8 protein-coding genes are annotated in these 15,402 nt (G+C 61.6%); all 8 read left to right on the top strand.

What is annotated here, in order from left to right; translation table 11 throughout:
- The first annotated feature begins 66 nt into the window (after window positions 1–66).
- The 8 genes from ACESTR_RS05265 (at window position 67) to ACESTR_RS05230 (ending at window position 15,398) form a co-directional block, all read left to right on the top strand.
- The gene (locus tag ACESTR_RS05265) at window positions 67–3,429 is read left to right on the top strand and encodes a SusC/RagA family TonB-linked outer membrane protein (protein WP_373178940.1); all 3,363 of its coding nucleotides are present in this window, start codon (window positions 67–69) and stop codon (window positions 3,427–3,429) included.
- 18 nt (window positions 3,430–3,447) lie between these two features.
- Entirely contained in the window at window positions 3,448–5,064 is a 1,617-nt protein-coding gene (locus ACESTR_RS05260; protein WP_009597263.1) for a SusD/RagB family nutrient-binding outer membrane lipoprotein, read from the top strand.
- Window positions 5,065–5,083: 19 nt separating this feature from the next.
- Window positions 5,084–6,067: a glycoside hydrolase family 18 gene (locus tag ACESTR_RS05255; protein ID WP_009597267.1), complete on the top strand. Its 984-nt coding sequence runs from the start codon at window positions 5,084–5,086 to the stop codon at window positions 6,065–6,067.
- 20 nt (window positions 6,068–6,087) lie between these two features.
- Window positions 6,088–8,757 (top strand): BT_3987 domain-containing protein, encoded by a 2,670-nt coding sequence (locus ACESTR_RS05250; RefSeq protein WP_373178938.1) that lies wholly within the window; start codon window positions 6,088–6,090, stop codon window positions 8,755–8,757.
- 14 nt (window positions 8,758–8,771) lie between these two features.
- Window positions 8,772–9,932, top strand: a complete 1,161-nt coding sequence (locus ACESTR_RS05245) for a DUF1735 and LamG domain-containing protein (RefSeq protein WP_130062959.1) — start codon at window positions 8,772–8,774, stop codon at window positions 9,930–9,932.
- Between the two features lie 71 nt (window positions 9,933–10,003).
- Window positions 10,004–10,738: a DUF1573 domain-containing protein gene (locus tag ACESTR_RS05240; protein WP_373178936.1), complete on the top strand. Its 735-nt coding sequence runs from the start codon at window positions 10,004–10,006 to the stop codon at window positions 10,736–10,738.
- A gap of 122 nt (window positions 10,739–10,860) precedes the next feature.
- Complete coding sequence (locus ACESTR_RS05235) at window positions 10,861–13,086, top strand: GH92 family glycosyl hydrolase (protein ID WP_373178934.1); 2,226 nt, start codon at window positions 10,861–10,863, stop codon at window positions 13,084–13,086.
- The gene (locus ACESTR_RS05230; protein ID WP_227042745.1) at window positions 13,083–15,398 is read left to right on the top strand and encodes a glycoside hydrolase family 3 N-terminal domain-containing protein; all 2,316 of its coding nucleotides are present in this window, start codon (window positions 13,083–13,085) and stop codon (window positions 15,396–15,398) included. The genes ACESTR_RS05235 and ACESTR_RS05230 overlap by 4 nt, the downstream gene beginning before the upstream one ends.
- The last annotated feature ends 4 nt before the right edge of the window (window positions 15,399–15,402 follow it).

The following is a 15,402-nucleotide window of genomic DNA, read 5'->3' as shown; positions in this document are numbered from 1 at the left end:
AATCGTTAAGATCACCCGGCCGCATGAAACGGCCGGACTAACCTAAAACTCAATTCTTACAAACTTATGAAAAAAATCTTTTCCACCCAAATTATGGGGGGGGGAAATTTACACCGTACCCCGGCAGCCGGAGTCAGCCGCTCGGTCCGGTCGTATGCACTGGCGTTGTGCATGGCGTTCGCAATCGCCGCCGTCCCCGTACAGGCTCAGGTAAAAAACATCACGCTCAAGGCTTCGAACACCCCCGTTTCGACGGTGATGCAGCAGATCGAGGAGCAGAGCGGCTACACCTTCTTCTACAACACCAAGGATATTCCGCTCGACCGGAACGTCACCCTTTCGGTCGCGAACAAGGACATCCGCGCCGCACTCGACGAACTGTTCCGCAACACCAACGTCAGCTATTCGATCGACAACAAGAGCATCATCCTCTCGGCCCGCGGGGGCGCGCAGCCGCAGCAGGCCAGCCAGATCACCGGCAGGATCGTCGATAAGAACGGCGTGCCCGTCATCGGCGCCACGATCATGATTTCGGGCACCACGCAGGGCACGACCTCCGGCGTCGACGGAACGTTCGCACTCCAGTCCAACGTCTCGCCCGCCGGCATGGTCCTCGACGTTTCATTCATCGGCTACAAGCCGCAGCGCATCTCCGTGAACAACCGCACGTCGCTCTCCGTCACGCTCGAAGAGGACGACCAGCAGATCGAAGCGGTCGTGGTGACGGCGCTGGGCATCAAACGGCAGGAGCGCGCCGTATCCTACAACGTGCAGAAGATATCGGACGAAGTATTCCTGACGCGCGACGCCAATATGGTCAACAGCCTCGCGGGCAAGATCGCCGGCGTAACCATCAACGCCAGCGCCGCAGGCGTCGGCGGCGAAACGAAGGTCGTGATGCGCGGTTCGAAATCCATCGCCGGCAGCAACAACGCCCTTTACGTGCTCGACGGCATTCCGCTGCCGTCGCTCTCGCTGACCAACCCCGGCGACGAGTTCACCATCATGCGCGAGAACAACCTCACGGGCGACGGCATCTCCAACTTCAATCCCGACGACATCGCGTCGATGGCCGCGCTGACCGGCCCTTCGGCCGCCGCGCTTTACGGTTCGCAGGCTGCCAACGGCGTGCTGATGCTCACCACACGCAACGGAGAAGAGGGCGTCTCGGTCAATTACAGCAACAACACGACCTTCATGTCGCCGTTCCTAACCCCGGCCTTTCAGAACACCTACGGAGCCAAGGACGGTTATTACGCTTCGTGGGGTTCGAAGCTCGTCACCAAGCAGTCGTGGACGCCGACCGACTTCTACCAGACGGGATACAACACTTCGAACTCGGTGGGACTCTCCTTCGGCGGCAAGAAGAGCCAGACCTATGTTTCGGCAGGCGTGGTGACGGCCGAGGGCATCATTCCGAACAACGAATACAACCGTTACAACTTCACGGCCAACCACAGCTCGTCGTTCCTCGACGAGCGCATGCACCTGAGCGTGCTGGGCATGTACATGAACGTCAATGAGCAGAACATGCTCTCGTCGGGCCAGTACTACAACCCGATGATCCCGGTTTACCTCATGTCGCCGAGCGACGACATCCGCAAATACGCCGTCTACGAGCGTTACAACGCTTCGCGCAACTTCCCGGTGCAGTACTGGCCGTGGGGATCGCAGAGCCTGCAGATGCAGAACCCCTACTGGATCACCAACCGCAACATGTTCAACACGGGCAAGGACCGTTTCCTGTTCGGCGCCTCGCTCAAATACGACGTGACCGACTGGCTCGACATCACGGGACGCGCCCGCATCGACTACACGCACATCACGGCCGAGCAGAAGAACTACGCTTCGACGCTGGGACTCTTCGCCGGCGACAAGGGCCGCTATTACAACAACACCTACACCACCTCGCAGCGTTACGCCGACGTGCTGGCCAACGTCCACAAGACCTTTGCCGACGGAGCGTTCTCGCTCAACGCCACCCTCGGCGCCTCGATCGAGGACTACAAGCACCGCGCGATACTGCTCGGCGGCGACCTGACGGGCGTGCCCAACCTCTTCACGCTGGCCAACATGACCACCAACAAGAGTCAGGCGAAGGAGACCATCAACGACCAGACGCAGTCGCTTTTCGCCACACTGCAGCTGGGTTATAAGAATATGGTATTCCTCGACGTGACGGCGCGCAACGACTGGGTGACGGCGCTGGCCAATACCTCCAAGACGTCGATGTTCTACCCGTCGGTAGGTCTTTCGGCCGTGCTGACCGACATCTTCAAGGTCGATTCGCGCGTACTGTCGTTCGCCAAGATCCGCGCATCGTACGCCGAAGTGGGCAACGCCCCGATGCGCTGGATCACCATTCCGACCTACCCCGTATCGGACGGCACGCCGCAGACATCGACCTACCTCACCTCGGACGACTTCAAACCCGAACGCACCAAATCGTGGGAGGTCGGCGCCGACGTCCGTCTGTGGGGCAACAAGCTCATACTCAACGCAACCTACTACAGTTCGCGCACCTACAATCAGGTTTTCAACCCCGACATCTCATCGACATCGACCTACAGCAGCCTCTACGTCAACGCCGGCCGCGTGGACAACAAGGGCGTCGAGGTGTCGGCCGAGCTGAACCAGAACCTCGATCCCGTGAAGTGGTCTTCGAACCTCGTCTACTCGCGCAACCGCAACAAGGTGGTCGACATGCTCGACTCCTACAAACTGTCGAACGGCACGGTGATTTCGCAGGATTCGATGGTCATGGGCGGTACGACGGGCGTCAAGATGGTGCTGCGCGAAGGCGGCCAGATCGGCGACATCTACGTCAATACGCTCAAGACCGACGAGCACGGCGCGATCTGGGTATCGCCCACCGGCAGCAACGTCGCCCCGGCCAAGGACACATGGATATATGCCGGCAACAGCAATCCGAGCTACACGCTTTCGTGGCGCAACGAATTCAACTGGAAAGGTCTCTCGCTGGGCTTCATGTTCAACGCCCGCGTAGGCGGCGTAGGCGTATCGCTCACGCAGGCCGCAATGGACTACTTCGGCGTCTCGGAACGCACGGCCACCGACCGTCTGAACGGCGGCGCGCTCGTAAACGGCCAGCGCATTCCGGCCGAAAACTACTACCAGACCATCGGCGGCAACGGTGCCGACGCCATCGGCGCCTGCTATGTCTACTCGATGACCAACGTCCGGCTGGGCGAGCTGACCCTCGGCTACGACATCCCCGTCCAGAAGTGGTGCAAGTGGATCAAGGGACTCAACGTCTCGTTCATCGGCCGCAACCTCTGGATGCTCTACTGCAAAGCGCCGTTCGATCCCGAAACGGTCGCCGGTACGGGCACCTTCTCCTCCGGCATCGACTACTTCATGCAGCCGAGTACGCGCAACCTCGGATTCTCGGTAAAAGTGACCTTCTAACTTCAACATTACAGTCTTATGAAAAAAGCTAACGGCATAAAACTCCTGACGCTGGCCGGTCTTATGGCGACCGCGGCCTGCACGGGCGATTTTCTGAATAAAAACACCAACCCCGACCAAGCGACCGACGAGATGCTGTCGTGGGACAACCTCTCAACGGGTTCGGCCTTCGCGCAGATGACCAAGAACGTCATCCCCTCCTTCCAGCTGGTCGGCGACAAGGAGTACGGCAGCGCCAACTATCAGGTCATCGAGGACCTCGCGGGCAACATCTTCGCCGGCTACACCGGAGTCATCAACACCAGCTTCACGGGCAACAACCTCTACAACGTCACGGGCAAGGACTGGTACAACGCCATGTTCAACGACGCCTACACCCGCGTCATCAGCGCATGGAACCAGCTCGATCCCCAGCGCGGCGAATTCCCCGAAGTGGTCGCCCTCGCCGACATCGTGAAGGTCGCCGCGATGCACCGCGTAACCGATACCTACGGCCCCATCCCCTACCTCAACATCAGCAGCGGGGACATCAACAAGGCCTACGATCCGCAGCAGGCGGTTTACAAACGCTTCTTCGAGGAGCTGGACGCCGCCATCACGACACTGACCGCGTTTTACGAGGCACAACCCGGCACCAAACTGCTGGAGGCTTACGACAACGTCTTTTCGGGCAACGTGAGCGGCTGGATCAAATTCGCCAATACGCTGCGCCTGCGTCTGGCCATGCGCGTGGTCTATGCCGACGCGGCGCTGGCCCAAGAGCAGGCTGCGGCCGCCATCGGCAATCCGGTCGGCCTGATGACCGGCGCCGCCGACCTCGCGGAGCTGCACAAACCCGCCACCGGTTCGTGGGAATACCCGCTTTACATGATCCAGTACAATTTCGACGACTCGCGCATCGGCGCCACGATCGAAGCCTACATGAACGGCTATCAGGACCCGCGCCGCGGCAAGTACTTCGTGGCGACGGCCAAGGGTGAGTACCACGGCGTACGCACCGGCATCACGCCGACTTCGTCCTATGCCGATTCGGAAGACCTTTCGCGCGTAAACTGCACCAACAACGACAACATTATGTGGATGACGCCCGCCGAAGCATGGTTCCTGCGTGCCGAATACGAGTTGCGCTGGGGTTCCGAGTCGGACGCGGCAACCTATTACGCCGAAGGTATCCGCACTTCGTTCTCGACGCTCGGCGCCAGCGGAGCCGAAGACTACATCGCCGACAAGGAGCTGACGCCCGGCAGTTATACCGACATGGTCACCGGCGGCAACTCGAATCAAAGCCCGCTCGCCTCGATTCCCATCTGCTGGAAAGCGGGCAGCAACTTCGAGACCCATCTCGAACAGATCATCACCCAGAAGTATCTGGCCATGTTCCCCGAAGGGCAGGAAGCTTGGTCGGAGTTCCGCCGCACGGGTTATCCGCGCATCCTGCCGGTCCTCGTCAACAACAGTGGCGGCAAGATCAGCACCTCCAAGCAGATCCGCCGCCTGAACTACCCCTCGACGGAGTACAGCACCAACGCCGAAGCCGTCGCAACGGCCACGCACACACTCAACAGCGAATCGTCGAACCCCACGGGCGACAACGGCGGCACGAGCGTATGGTGGGACAAGAACCCAAGATTATAAACCGAAAACCTGAACAACCATGAAAAAGACAATAACGACCCTTGCCGTCATATTTGCGGTATGCGCCGGATTTACGGCATGCGACACGGACGCCGAGCCGCTGAACCTGCAGCCGGCTTACAAATACTCGGAAGAATATTACGCCAACCTGCGCGCCTACAAGGATACCTTCAAGGAACGCTCGCTCTGCTTCGTATGGTTCTCGGACTACGACCAGAGCTACTCGATGGCTTACCGCTTCGCGGGGCTTCCCGACAGCGTGGACATCTGCTCGCTCTGGGGCGGCTACCCCGATCCGGTCAAGAATCCGCTGGCCTACAAGGAGATGTGGGAGATGCGCAACAAGAAGGGCACCCGGCTGGTGATGCCCACGATCATCCGAATCATGGAGAACGACAACTTCGCCAACTTCGGACTCACATACGAAGACATGGTCAATCAGACGACCACGATCGACCCCGACGGCGTTTATCCCGACTGGTGCGTGCTCTACGGCAACCACCTGCTCAAAGACGTATGGGAGTACGGCATCGACGGGTTGGATCTCGACTACGAGCCGGAATCCTCGGACGAACGCAACTACGGAATCTACGGCGATCGCATGACCCTGTTCGTGCAGTATCTCGGCCAGTTCATCGGCCCGATGTCGCCCAACCCCGAAAAACTGCTGATCGTGGACGGACACACCCCGCCCGCAGAGACGGAGCCTTACCTCGACTACTATGTGAAACAGAACTACGGCAGCAGCAGCGTCTCCTTCACCTCGACGTTCCCCTATGAGAAGCAGGTATTCACGGAGAACATCGGCGCCTATTGGCAGACCGGCGGCGGCATGGAGGCGCAGGCGGCGGCCAAGGCCCCGGAAGGCCATTTCAAGGGCGGTTTCGGCGCATTCTTCTGCCTGCGCGACTACCACACTTCCGATTCGGGCGCCGACAAGGAGATACCCTACGGCCACCTGCGCCGCGCGATTCAGCTGCAGAACCCTGCCGTAACGAAATAACCTGAAACAGAACCTGAACCATGAAAAATATCACGAAATACATACTCGCGGCCGCAGCGGCGTTCTCGTCGCTCACGGCGTGTCAGGAGTTCGAAGACTTCGACAAGACCATCGACGGCACTCCGGGACTGGTTTACGTCCAGACCGGCACGGAAAACCTCTACACGATCCGGGTCGTACACAAGCCCACCGGCTCGACCGGCGAATTCTTCACCGAATTCCCCGTCCGCTGCAACACCACGCGCCATGCGGGCGTCAAGGCGACCTTCGTCTACGACGCTTCGCTGGTCGAGAGCTACAATGCCGAGCACAAGACCTCGTATGCGGCGCTGCCCGCCGAGTACCTGACGCTCGAAAACACGACGCTGACCGTGCCTGAAAACGCGACGGCATCGGCCGACTCGGTCAAGGTGACGCTCACGGGCAACCTCTCGCTGCTGACCGAACGCAACTACTTGGCGCCGCTGCGCATCAAGGCCGAGGGCATCGACGCCAGCGAAGTCATGGGAGCGGTCTATGTGGCCGTAGCGACCGAGATCAACCTCATCCGCGCCATCGAATCCACCGACGACATGGTCGGCTTCACCGCCACGGGCCGCAGCGCGTGGACGGCCGACTGCGGCAATTACGCCAATCTGTTCGACGGCAGCACTTCGACGTCGGTCGATTTTCCGGAACAGTACGGCAACGTGCTCAATATCGACATGAAAGAGCCGCAACTGGTGACCGGACTCTGTCTGGGATACGGCTCCGTGCCCTCGGTGTCGATCGAATACAGCGCCGACGGCGAGACGTTCTCGCAGGCCGGAACTCCCGTATCGGGCGAATACGTGACGAGCGGCTCCCGAATGTACGCCGCATTCTACGGACATATCGAAGCCCGCTACCTGCGGCTGACCATCGGCTTTTCGAGCAGCTGGAGCAAAACCCTTTCCGAAATCGACATCTACAAGATCGACAGCGAAGATCCGACCGTCTATGCCGTAACCGGCACGGAAAACCTCATCACGGGTAAAATCACGCACCGGCAGACCGGTTCGACCAGCGACGTGAACGCTTCGTTCAGCGCATATGCGACGGTAGCTTCGACGAGCGGCTACACGGTGTCGGTCGCAGCCGACAACTCGCTGGTCGCCGCTTACAACACGGCCCACGACACTTCGTACGCGGCGCTTTCAGCCGAATACCTGCAACTGGACAACAGCACGCTGACGATCGCCGCCGGGGCTTACAAATCCGAAGGCGAAGTGACGGTTTCGCTCAAGGGCGACCTGACACGGCTGGGTGACCTCAACGGTTATCTCGCGCCGCTGAAACTCTCCTCTTCGGGCGCCGGCACCAGCGCCGGCCGCGGCGTGGTCTATCTGGCCGTGAAAGTCGAGCAAAACAAGATCCGCCCCATCACGTCGGTAGACGACATGGTCGGATTCCCCGCCGCAGGCCGCACGGCATGGACTGCCGACTGCCCGGATTACGCCAACCTGTTCGACGGCAGCACCTCGACGCGTACCAACTTCACCAGCCAGAACGACAACGTGGTGACCATCGACATGAAATCGACGCACATGGTGACCGGCATCGACCTCAACAGCGCAGGCATCTCGTCCGTTTCGTTCGAATACAGCACCGACGGACAGACCTTCCTGACGGCCGGCACTCCCGCATCGAACGAATACGCGACGTCGGGTTCCAACCGCTACATCGCCTTCTACGACTACCTCGAAGCCCGCTATCTGCGCCTGACCATCAGTTTCTCAAGCAGCTGGAGCAAATACGTCAGCGAATTCAACATCTATGAGATCGAGAGCGACGAACCCACGGTCTATGCCATGTGCGGCAGCGACAACGTGCTGACGGGCGCCATAGCCCACACGCCGGGCGGTTCGTTCAACCAACTCAACGCGGCGTTCAACGTCTACTGCACGGTATCCTCGGCAAGCGGATATTCGGTATCGGCGACACCCGACAACTCGCTGATCGCGGCCTACAACTCGGCCAACGGCACCTCCTACGCCGCACTTCCCGACGGACACCTGCTGCTGGAGAACAACCCCTGCGCCATCGGCCCGAACAACAACAAGTCCGACGGCCAGATCAAAGCCTCGCTCACGGGCGACCTGACGGGCCTGACCAACGCCAAGGGCTATCTCGTGCCGCTGAAACTCTCGGCGCAGGATGCGGTGACCAGCAGCGGCCGCGGCGTTGTCTACCTCGTCATCATCCCGGCCGAAGAGCTTTTCCGCAAGAACTTCACCGTGGCCGACATCACGGGCGCGCTCGTGGCCGACCGTTCGGGCTGGAGCATCACCGGCGGCGATTACCACAGCGGAAGCTGGCCGGAGGTAATCGACGACAGCACGGACACCTTCATGCGTCCGTGGGGAAGCCCCATCATGTTTACGATAACCTTCGACAAAGAGTACGAGATGACGGGACTCCGCATCACGGCCCGCACGGACAACGCATCGTATCAGAACTACCAGCCCAACGCCATAACCATCGAATACAGTCTCAACGGCGAAGACTACACCGAACTCGGCACGGCGGCCAGCGCCGACGGCAGTCTGCTGAAAAACGTCCCCTCGTCCTATGTCGCGCTCTACGGTTCGCAGAAGATGAAGTACATCCGTATCACGGCATCGTACGGCAGCAACATGGGCGTCGGCGACTTCAACATTTACGCAAAATAAACCTAAACAGAGCTATGAAATTCAATCATATTCTTTCCGGATTGGCGCTCTCCGCGGCCGTACTGGCCGCCGGCTGCCAGAAATCGCTGGAATATTCCGACGTGGTCTATTTCACGGGTACCGAAAATTCGAACATCACCAACATGTACGTCGACGGTCCTTCGTCCATGGGCGTCACCGTCACCTCGTCGTGCAAGATGGCGGCCGACGTGCAGGTTTCGCTGGCGGTCGACGCAGCGGCCGTCGATGCCTACAACGCCCTACACGGCACGGACTACCGGATGCTGCCCGCCGGCAGCTACCGGCTCTCCGACGAGGCCGTAACCATCGCCGAAGGCACCAACGTCTCGACGCCCTCCTCGTTCGAAATCGTCTCCATGGACGATTTCGACGAAGGCGCAAACTACTGCGTGCCGCTGAAGATCACGGGCACCTCGAACGGCATGGGCGTTCTGGAAGCGTCGAGAACGCAGTATATCTTCATCAGCCAGATCACCACCACGCGCGGCATCAACCTGAAGAACAGCTGGTATATAACCATGGACGGCATGGTGGACGATCCCGCGCTGAAAGATCTGCCGGCCTGCACGATGGAAATCCGCATGTATGCCAACGGCTGGAGAACTTCGGGACATATGATCTCGTCGCTGATCGGCGTCGAGGAGAACTTCCTGCTGCGCGTCGGCGACGAGAGCATCAAGAATCCCGCGCAGCTGCAGCTCGCCGGACGCGGAACCTCCATCACGGCTCCGAACGCCCTGAGTCTGGGACGCTGGTACCACATCGCCGTGGTGGACAACGGCTCCGAAATGACGATCTACATCGACGGCAACGCCGAAATCAGCGTAGACTCGTCAAGCAGCAAGGCCATCAATCTCGGATTCTACTATAACAGTCCGTTCGCCATCGGCATGTCCGCCGCCGACGTCCGCTACTTCAACGGTTACGTCAGCGAGGCCAGAGTATGGAAACGCGCCCTGACGCCGACCGAACTCAAGAACAACCAGTGCTACGTCGATCCGACGACGGCCGAAGGACTTATCGGCTACTGGCGTCTGGATCAGGTCGAAGACGACGGAAGGACGTTTGCCGATCTCTCCGGCAACGGCTATCACGGCAAGGCTTCGTCGAATCCCACATGGACCGGCGAAATCAAATGCCCCGTCATCGAGTAATCCGAATCAATCGAAGGGTCGGGCGGCCGCTTTTCCGGCGGCCGCCCGCAACCCTTAAAAACAGTAAACTAATGCGCATGTTCAAGGCAATGGCTCTCACTGCGGCAATACTGGCGCCGCTGCTGGCGCCGGCGGCCAATCCGCGGCTGCTGCATTTCGAAGAGCCGGTGAAGAATCTGGGAAAGGTAGCCGAAACGGACGGAACGGTAAAACTGCGCTTCGAATACACGAACATCGCAGACAGAGAGGTGACGCTGCTCGACGTGCATACCCAATGCGGCTGCGCGCGCCCCGAATTCAGCCGCAAGCCGGTAAAGCCGGGCGACAAAGGAATCGTCGAAGTGACTTTCGACCCCAAAGACCGATACGGGGATTTTTCCATCGGGCTGACGGTCATCGCGGGCAACGGCAATTACCGGAAATTCAACACGCTGGTCGTCAAGGGCTACGTAATCAGCCGGATTCCCGAAGCCGAAATCAGGTATCCCTATGCACTCTCCGCGGCGCTGCGCGCCGACAACAGGGCGATCGGCATGCGGCAGCTGAGCCGCAGCGACCCCAAACGCACACGGCAGCTCCGGCTGCTGAACACTTCCGCGAAAACCTTGCGGCTGGCTTACCGGACTGACAGCGGACACCTCGCCCTGTCGGGTCCCGGCGAAATCGCCCCCGGCAAGGAAGCGGTGCTGGAATTCACGCTCGATCCCCGAAACATGCCGGACGGACAATTCGTCCTGAAATGCACCGTCAGCACGCAGGACGAAGAGATCCCGGTAGAGGTCAAGGGACAGATCGTCGGCCGGTAGACGGCAATAAAAAACATAACAGCGCGACCGTGCTCACGGCACGGACCGCGGCCGTATGCCGCCTGACCCGCGAAGGCCGGCGCGGCTGCGTCCGCCGCATCCGCTGTATAACGACACGAATTATGAAACGCATCATCTTTCTCCCGGCAATCGCCGCGCTGCTCTGCGGCGCATGCAGTTCCGCCGTGCCGGAGGATTACACGCAATACGTCGATCCCTACATCGGCACGGGCGACCACGGACACGTCTTCATGGGCGCCAACGTCCCGTTCGGATTCGTACAGCTCGGTCCGACGAGCATCCCGCAGACATGGGACTGGTGCTCCGGGTACAATTACGCCGACACGACCGTCATCGGGTTCGGTCACACGCACCTGAGCGGCACGGGCATCGGCGACCTGAACGACATCTCGCTGATGCCGGTCGTCGGCAAAGTCACGCCGGGACGCGGCACGGCCGGCGATCCGTCGTCGGGCATGTGGTCCCGTTTCAGCCGCGCCGACGAACGGTGCGCGCCGGGCTACTATGCCACGCGCCTGCTGCGCTACGGCATCGGCGTCGAGCTGACCGCCGCGCCGCGCGTCGGAATGAGCCGCTACACCTTTCCCGCCTCGGACGATGCGGGCATCGTCCTCGACCTCGAAAACGGGCAGGGCTGGGACCGCTCCACCGACTGCAGCATCACCGCATGCAGCGACCGTACGGTCGAGGGCTGGCGCTATTCGACGGGCTGGGCCGACGACCAGCGCGTCTACTTCCACGCCGAATTCTCGAAGCCCTTCGAACGGATCGTCTTCACCGGCGCGGATACGCTCTCAGCCGACGGCCGCTCGGCCCGCGGGCGGAAGCTCTACGGGCGCTTCGGTTTCCGGACGGAGGAGGACGAGCGCATCACCGTCAAGGTCGGACTTTCGGCCGTTTCCGCAGAAAATGCCCGGCAGAACATGCAGGCGGAGTGCCCCGGCTGGGATTTCGAAGCCGTGCGCGAAGCCGCCCGCGAGGCATGGAACGGCGAGTTGTCGAAAATCCGCATCGAAACCGCCGACCCGGCGGTGCGACGGATCTTCTACACAGCGCTTTACCACACCATGATCGCGCCGTCGCTCTTCTGCGACCTGAACGGCGACTACCGCGGCGCCGACGGAGCGGTCCGCCGCGACACGACCTTCACCAACTACACCACCTTCTCGCTCTGGGACACCTACCGCGCGGCGCATCCCCTAATGACGCTCATCCATCCCGAAAAGGTCGGCGACCTGATCAATACGATGCTGCGCATCCACGAACAGCAGGGCAAACTTCCCGTCTGGCACCTGATGGGCTGCGAAACCGACTGCATGGTCGGCAATCCGGCCATCCCCGTGGTGGCCGACGCCCTGCTGAAAGGATTCGGCGGCTTCGACCGGGCGAAAGCCTACGAAGCGATGAAGAGTTCGGCCATGCGCGACGACCGGAGGCTGGACCTCTACAAGAGGTACGGATATATTCCCTATGAGTTCAACGAATCGGTCGGATACTGTCTCGAATACGCCATCGCGGACTGGGCACTGGCGCAGGCCGCGCAGCGCGAAGGCAAACGGGAGGATTACGACTATTTCCTCGCCCGCAGCAAGGCCTACCGCCATTATTTCGACCCCTCGACCGGGTTTATCCGCGGCAGATCGGCGTCGGGCGCATGGCGCACGCCTTTCGATCCGTTCCACTCGCGCCACATGGAGCAGGACTACACCGAAGGCAACGCATGGCAGTACACATGGCTCGTGCCGCACGACATCGAAGGACTCATGGAGTGCTTCGGCGGCCGGGAACGCTTCGTCGGGAAGCTCGACTCGCTGTTCCTCGCCGAAGGCGACATGGGCGCGCACGCTTCGCCCGACATATCGGGGCTGATCGGCCAGTACGCCCACGGCAACGAGCCGAGCCACCACATAACCTATATCTACACGATGATCGGGCAACCGTGGAAATGCGCCGAGAAGGTGCGCCGCATCCTCGGCGAACTCTACCACGACCGTCCGGAAGGACTCTGCGGCAACGAGGACGTCGGGCAGATGTCGGCATGGTACGTACTCTCGGCGCTGGGCATGTATCAGACGGAGCCGGCCGGCGGACGCTATTTCTTCGGCTCGCCCGCCGTAGACGGCGCGACGCTGCGGGTCCGCGGCGGGGAATTCCGCATCACGGCTGCGGACAATTCGCCGGAGAACATCTACATACAGCGCATTACGCTCAACGGCGAAGCGTACCGAAAATATTACATCGATTACGCGGAGATCACCGCAGGCGGGGAACTCCGCTTCGAAATGGGTCCCGAACCCGCAGACTGGACAAAACAGCAACCCCTATGAAACGACTTTTACTGCTGACGGCGTGCGCGGCCGCCGCGGCATGCAGCGCCGACTGGCGCGACACAAGCCTTCCGCCGCAGAAACGGGCCGAACTGCTGACGGCCGAGATGACGCTCGACGAGAAGATCGGACAGCTGACGTCGCCTTACGGCTGGGAGATGTACGAACGGCACGGCGACTCGGTCCGTCTGACCGACGCTTTCCGCGAAGCGGTGCAAAACGGACATATCGGCATGTTATGGGGTACGTTCCGCGCCGATCCATGGACGCAGAAAGACCTGCGGACGGGGCTGCCCCCGCAGCTGGCGGCGCGGCTGGCCAACCGAATGCAACGCTACGCCGTGCAACACTCGCGGCTGGGCATTCCCCTCTTCCTCGCCGAGGAAGCCCCCCACGGCCACATGGCCATCGGGGCCACGACATTCCCCACGGCGCCGGGACAGGCTTCGACATGGAACCCGGAGCTGATCGAACGCATGGGCGAGGTCATCGCCGCCGAGATCCGCCTGCAGGGCGGACATATCTGTTACGGTCCCGTGCTGGACATCGTGCGCGACCCGCGCTGGTCGCGCACCGAAGAGAGCTACGGCGAGGACCGTTACCTGACGGCGCGCATCGGTGAAGCCTATGTCCGCGGCACGGGTTCCGGCGACCTCTCACAGTCGCGGCACGCCCTCTCGACACTCAAGCACTTCATCGCCTACGGCGCATCGGAGGGCGGCCAGAACGGCGGAAGCAACCTGCTGGGCGAACGCGAACTGCGCGAGACCTACCTGCCGCCGTTCGAAGCAGCCGTAAAGGCCGGAGCGCGCTCGGTGATGACGGCCTACAACTCGGTAGACGGCATTCCCTGCACGGCCAACCGCCGCATGCTGACCGACATCCTGCGCGGCGAATGGGGCTTCGACGGCTTCGTGGTCTCCGACCTGCTGAGCATCGAAGGGCTGCACGAGACGCACGGCGTGGCCGGAAGCGTCCGGGAAGCCGCCGTGCAGGCATTGCGGGCGGGCGTGGACGCAGACCTGAAGGGCGGCGCCTTCGCCTCACTCCGCGAGGCCGCGGAAGCGGGCGACGTCGCCGAAGCGGAGATCGACCGGGCCGTGGAGCGCGTGCTGGCCCTGAAGTTCGAAATGGGACTGTTCGAGAACCCCTATATCGACGAAGCTGCCGCCGCGGAGGTCGGATGCGCCGCCCACTCGGAGCTGGCGCTCGAAGCGGCTCGGCAGTCGGTGACGCTGCTCGAAAACCGCAGCGGCACCCTGCCGCTCGATCCCCGGCGCCTGCGGCGGGTAGCCGTCATCGGTCCCAACGCCGACAACATCTACAACCAGTTAGGGGATTATACGGCCCAGCAGACAGCGGCGAACACCGTCCGGGACGGGCTGGAAAAACTGCTGGGGCGCGACCGCGTCGTCTACAGCCGCGGCTGTACGGTGCGCGGCGGCGATCGGTCGGAAATCGCGGCGGCCGTCTCCGCGGCCCGCGGCACAGATGCGGCGGTCGTGGTCATCGGCGGATCGAGCGCCCGCGACTTCGACACGGAATTCCTGCAAACGGGCGCGGCCAAAGCCGCGCACGACGAGGTGCGCGACATGGAGTGCGGCGAAGGTTTCGACCGAGCGACGCTCGCGCTGCTCGGAGAACAGGAAGAGCTGCTGCGGCGCATAAAGGCGACGGGAACGCCGCTTATCGTGGTCTGCATCGCAGGCCGTCCGCTCGACCTGCGCAGGGCCTCCGAACAGGCCGACGCCCTGCTGATGGCGTGGTATCCGGGCGCACGGGGCGGCGACGCCGTCGCCGAGACGATCCTCGGACGCAACAATCCCGCGGGCCGTCTGCCCATCACCATTCCCCGCGCCGAAGGGCAAATTCCCGTCTACTACAACAAAAAACGCCCTGCGAACCACGACTACACCGATCTCACGGCCGCGCCGCTCTATCCGTTCGGTTACGGGCTGAGTTACTCGACATTCGAATACGGCAGCCTCGAAGCGCGGCAGAGCGGCGACAACGTCCTCGAAGTCAGCTGCCGCATACGCAACACCTCGGACCGCGAAGGCGACGAAGTCGTACAGCTCTACATCTCGGACATGGTCGCCTCGACGGTACGCCCGCCCAGACAGCTCGGCGGCTTCCGGCGCATCCGGCTCGCACCGGGCGAACAGCGGCAGGTAAGCTTTACGCTCGGAGACGAAGCGCTGGCGCTTATCGACCCGCAGGGCCGCCGCGTGGTGGAAAAGGGCGACTTCGTCATCGCCGTCGGCTCGTCGTCGCAAGATATCCGCCTGCAAACAACCGTAACACTCGAATAACGTC

Source organism: Alistipes sp. DJF_B185 (assembly GCF_964250025.1).
GTDB classification, from domain to species: Bacteria; Bacteroidota; Bacteroidia; order Bacteroidales; family Rikenellaceae; genus Alistipes; species Alistipes finegoldii.
This window is presented reverse-complemented; position numbering and strand designations above follow the sequence as displayed.

What these genes read in the sequence shown, in the direction of transcription:
- ACESTR_RS05265 (WP_373178940.1), top strand. Translation starts at nt 67, where the DNA reads ATGAAAAAAATCTTTTCCACCCAAATTATGGGGGGGGGAAATTTACAC.
- ACESTR_RS05260 (WP_009597263.1), top strand. Translation starts at nt 3,448, where the DNA reads ATGAAAAAAGCTAACGGCATAAAACTCCTGACGCTGGCCGGTCTTATG.
- ACESTR_RS05255 (WP_009597267.1), top strand. Translation starts at nt 5,084, where the DNA reads ATGAAAAAGACAATAACGACCCTTGCCGTCATATTTGCGGTATGCGCC.
- ACESTR_RS05250 (WP_373178938.1), top strand. Translation starts at nt 6,088, where the DNA reads ATGAAAAATATCACGAAATACATACTCGCGGCCGCAGCGGCGTTCTCG.
- ACESTR_RS05245 (WP_130062959.1), top strand. Translation starts at nt 8,772, where the DNA reads ATGAAATTCAATCATATTCTTTCCGGATTGGCGCTCTCCGCGGCCGTA.
- ACESTR_RS05240 (WP_373178936.1), top strand. Translation starts at nt 10,004, where the DNA reads ATGCGCATGTTCAAGGCAATGGCTCTCACTGCGGCAATACTGGCGCCG.
- ACESTR_RS05235 (WP_373178934.1), top strand. Translation starts at nt 10,861, where the DNA reads ATGAAACGCATCATCTTTCTCCCGGCAATCGCCGCGCTGCTCTGCGGC.
- ACESTR_RS05230 (WP_227042745.1), top strand. Translation starts at nt 13,083, where the DNA reads ATGAAACGACTTTTACTGCTGACGGCGTGCGCGGCCGCCGCGGCATGC.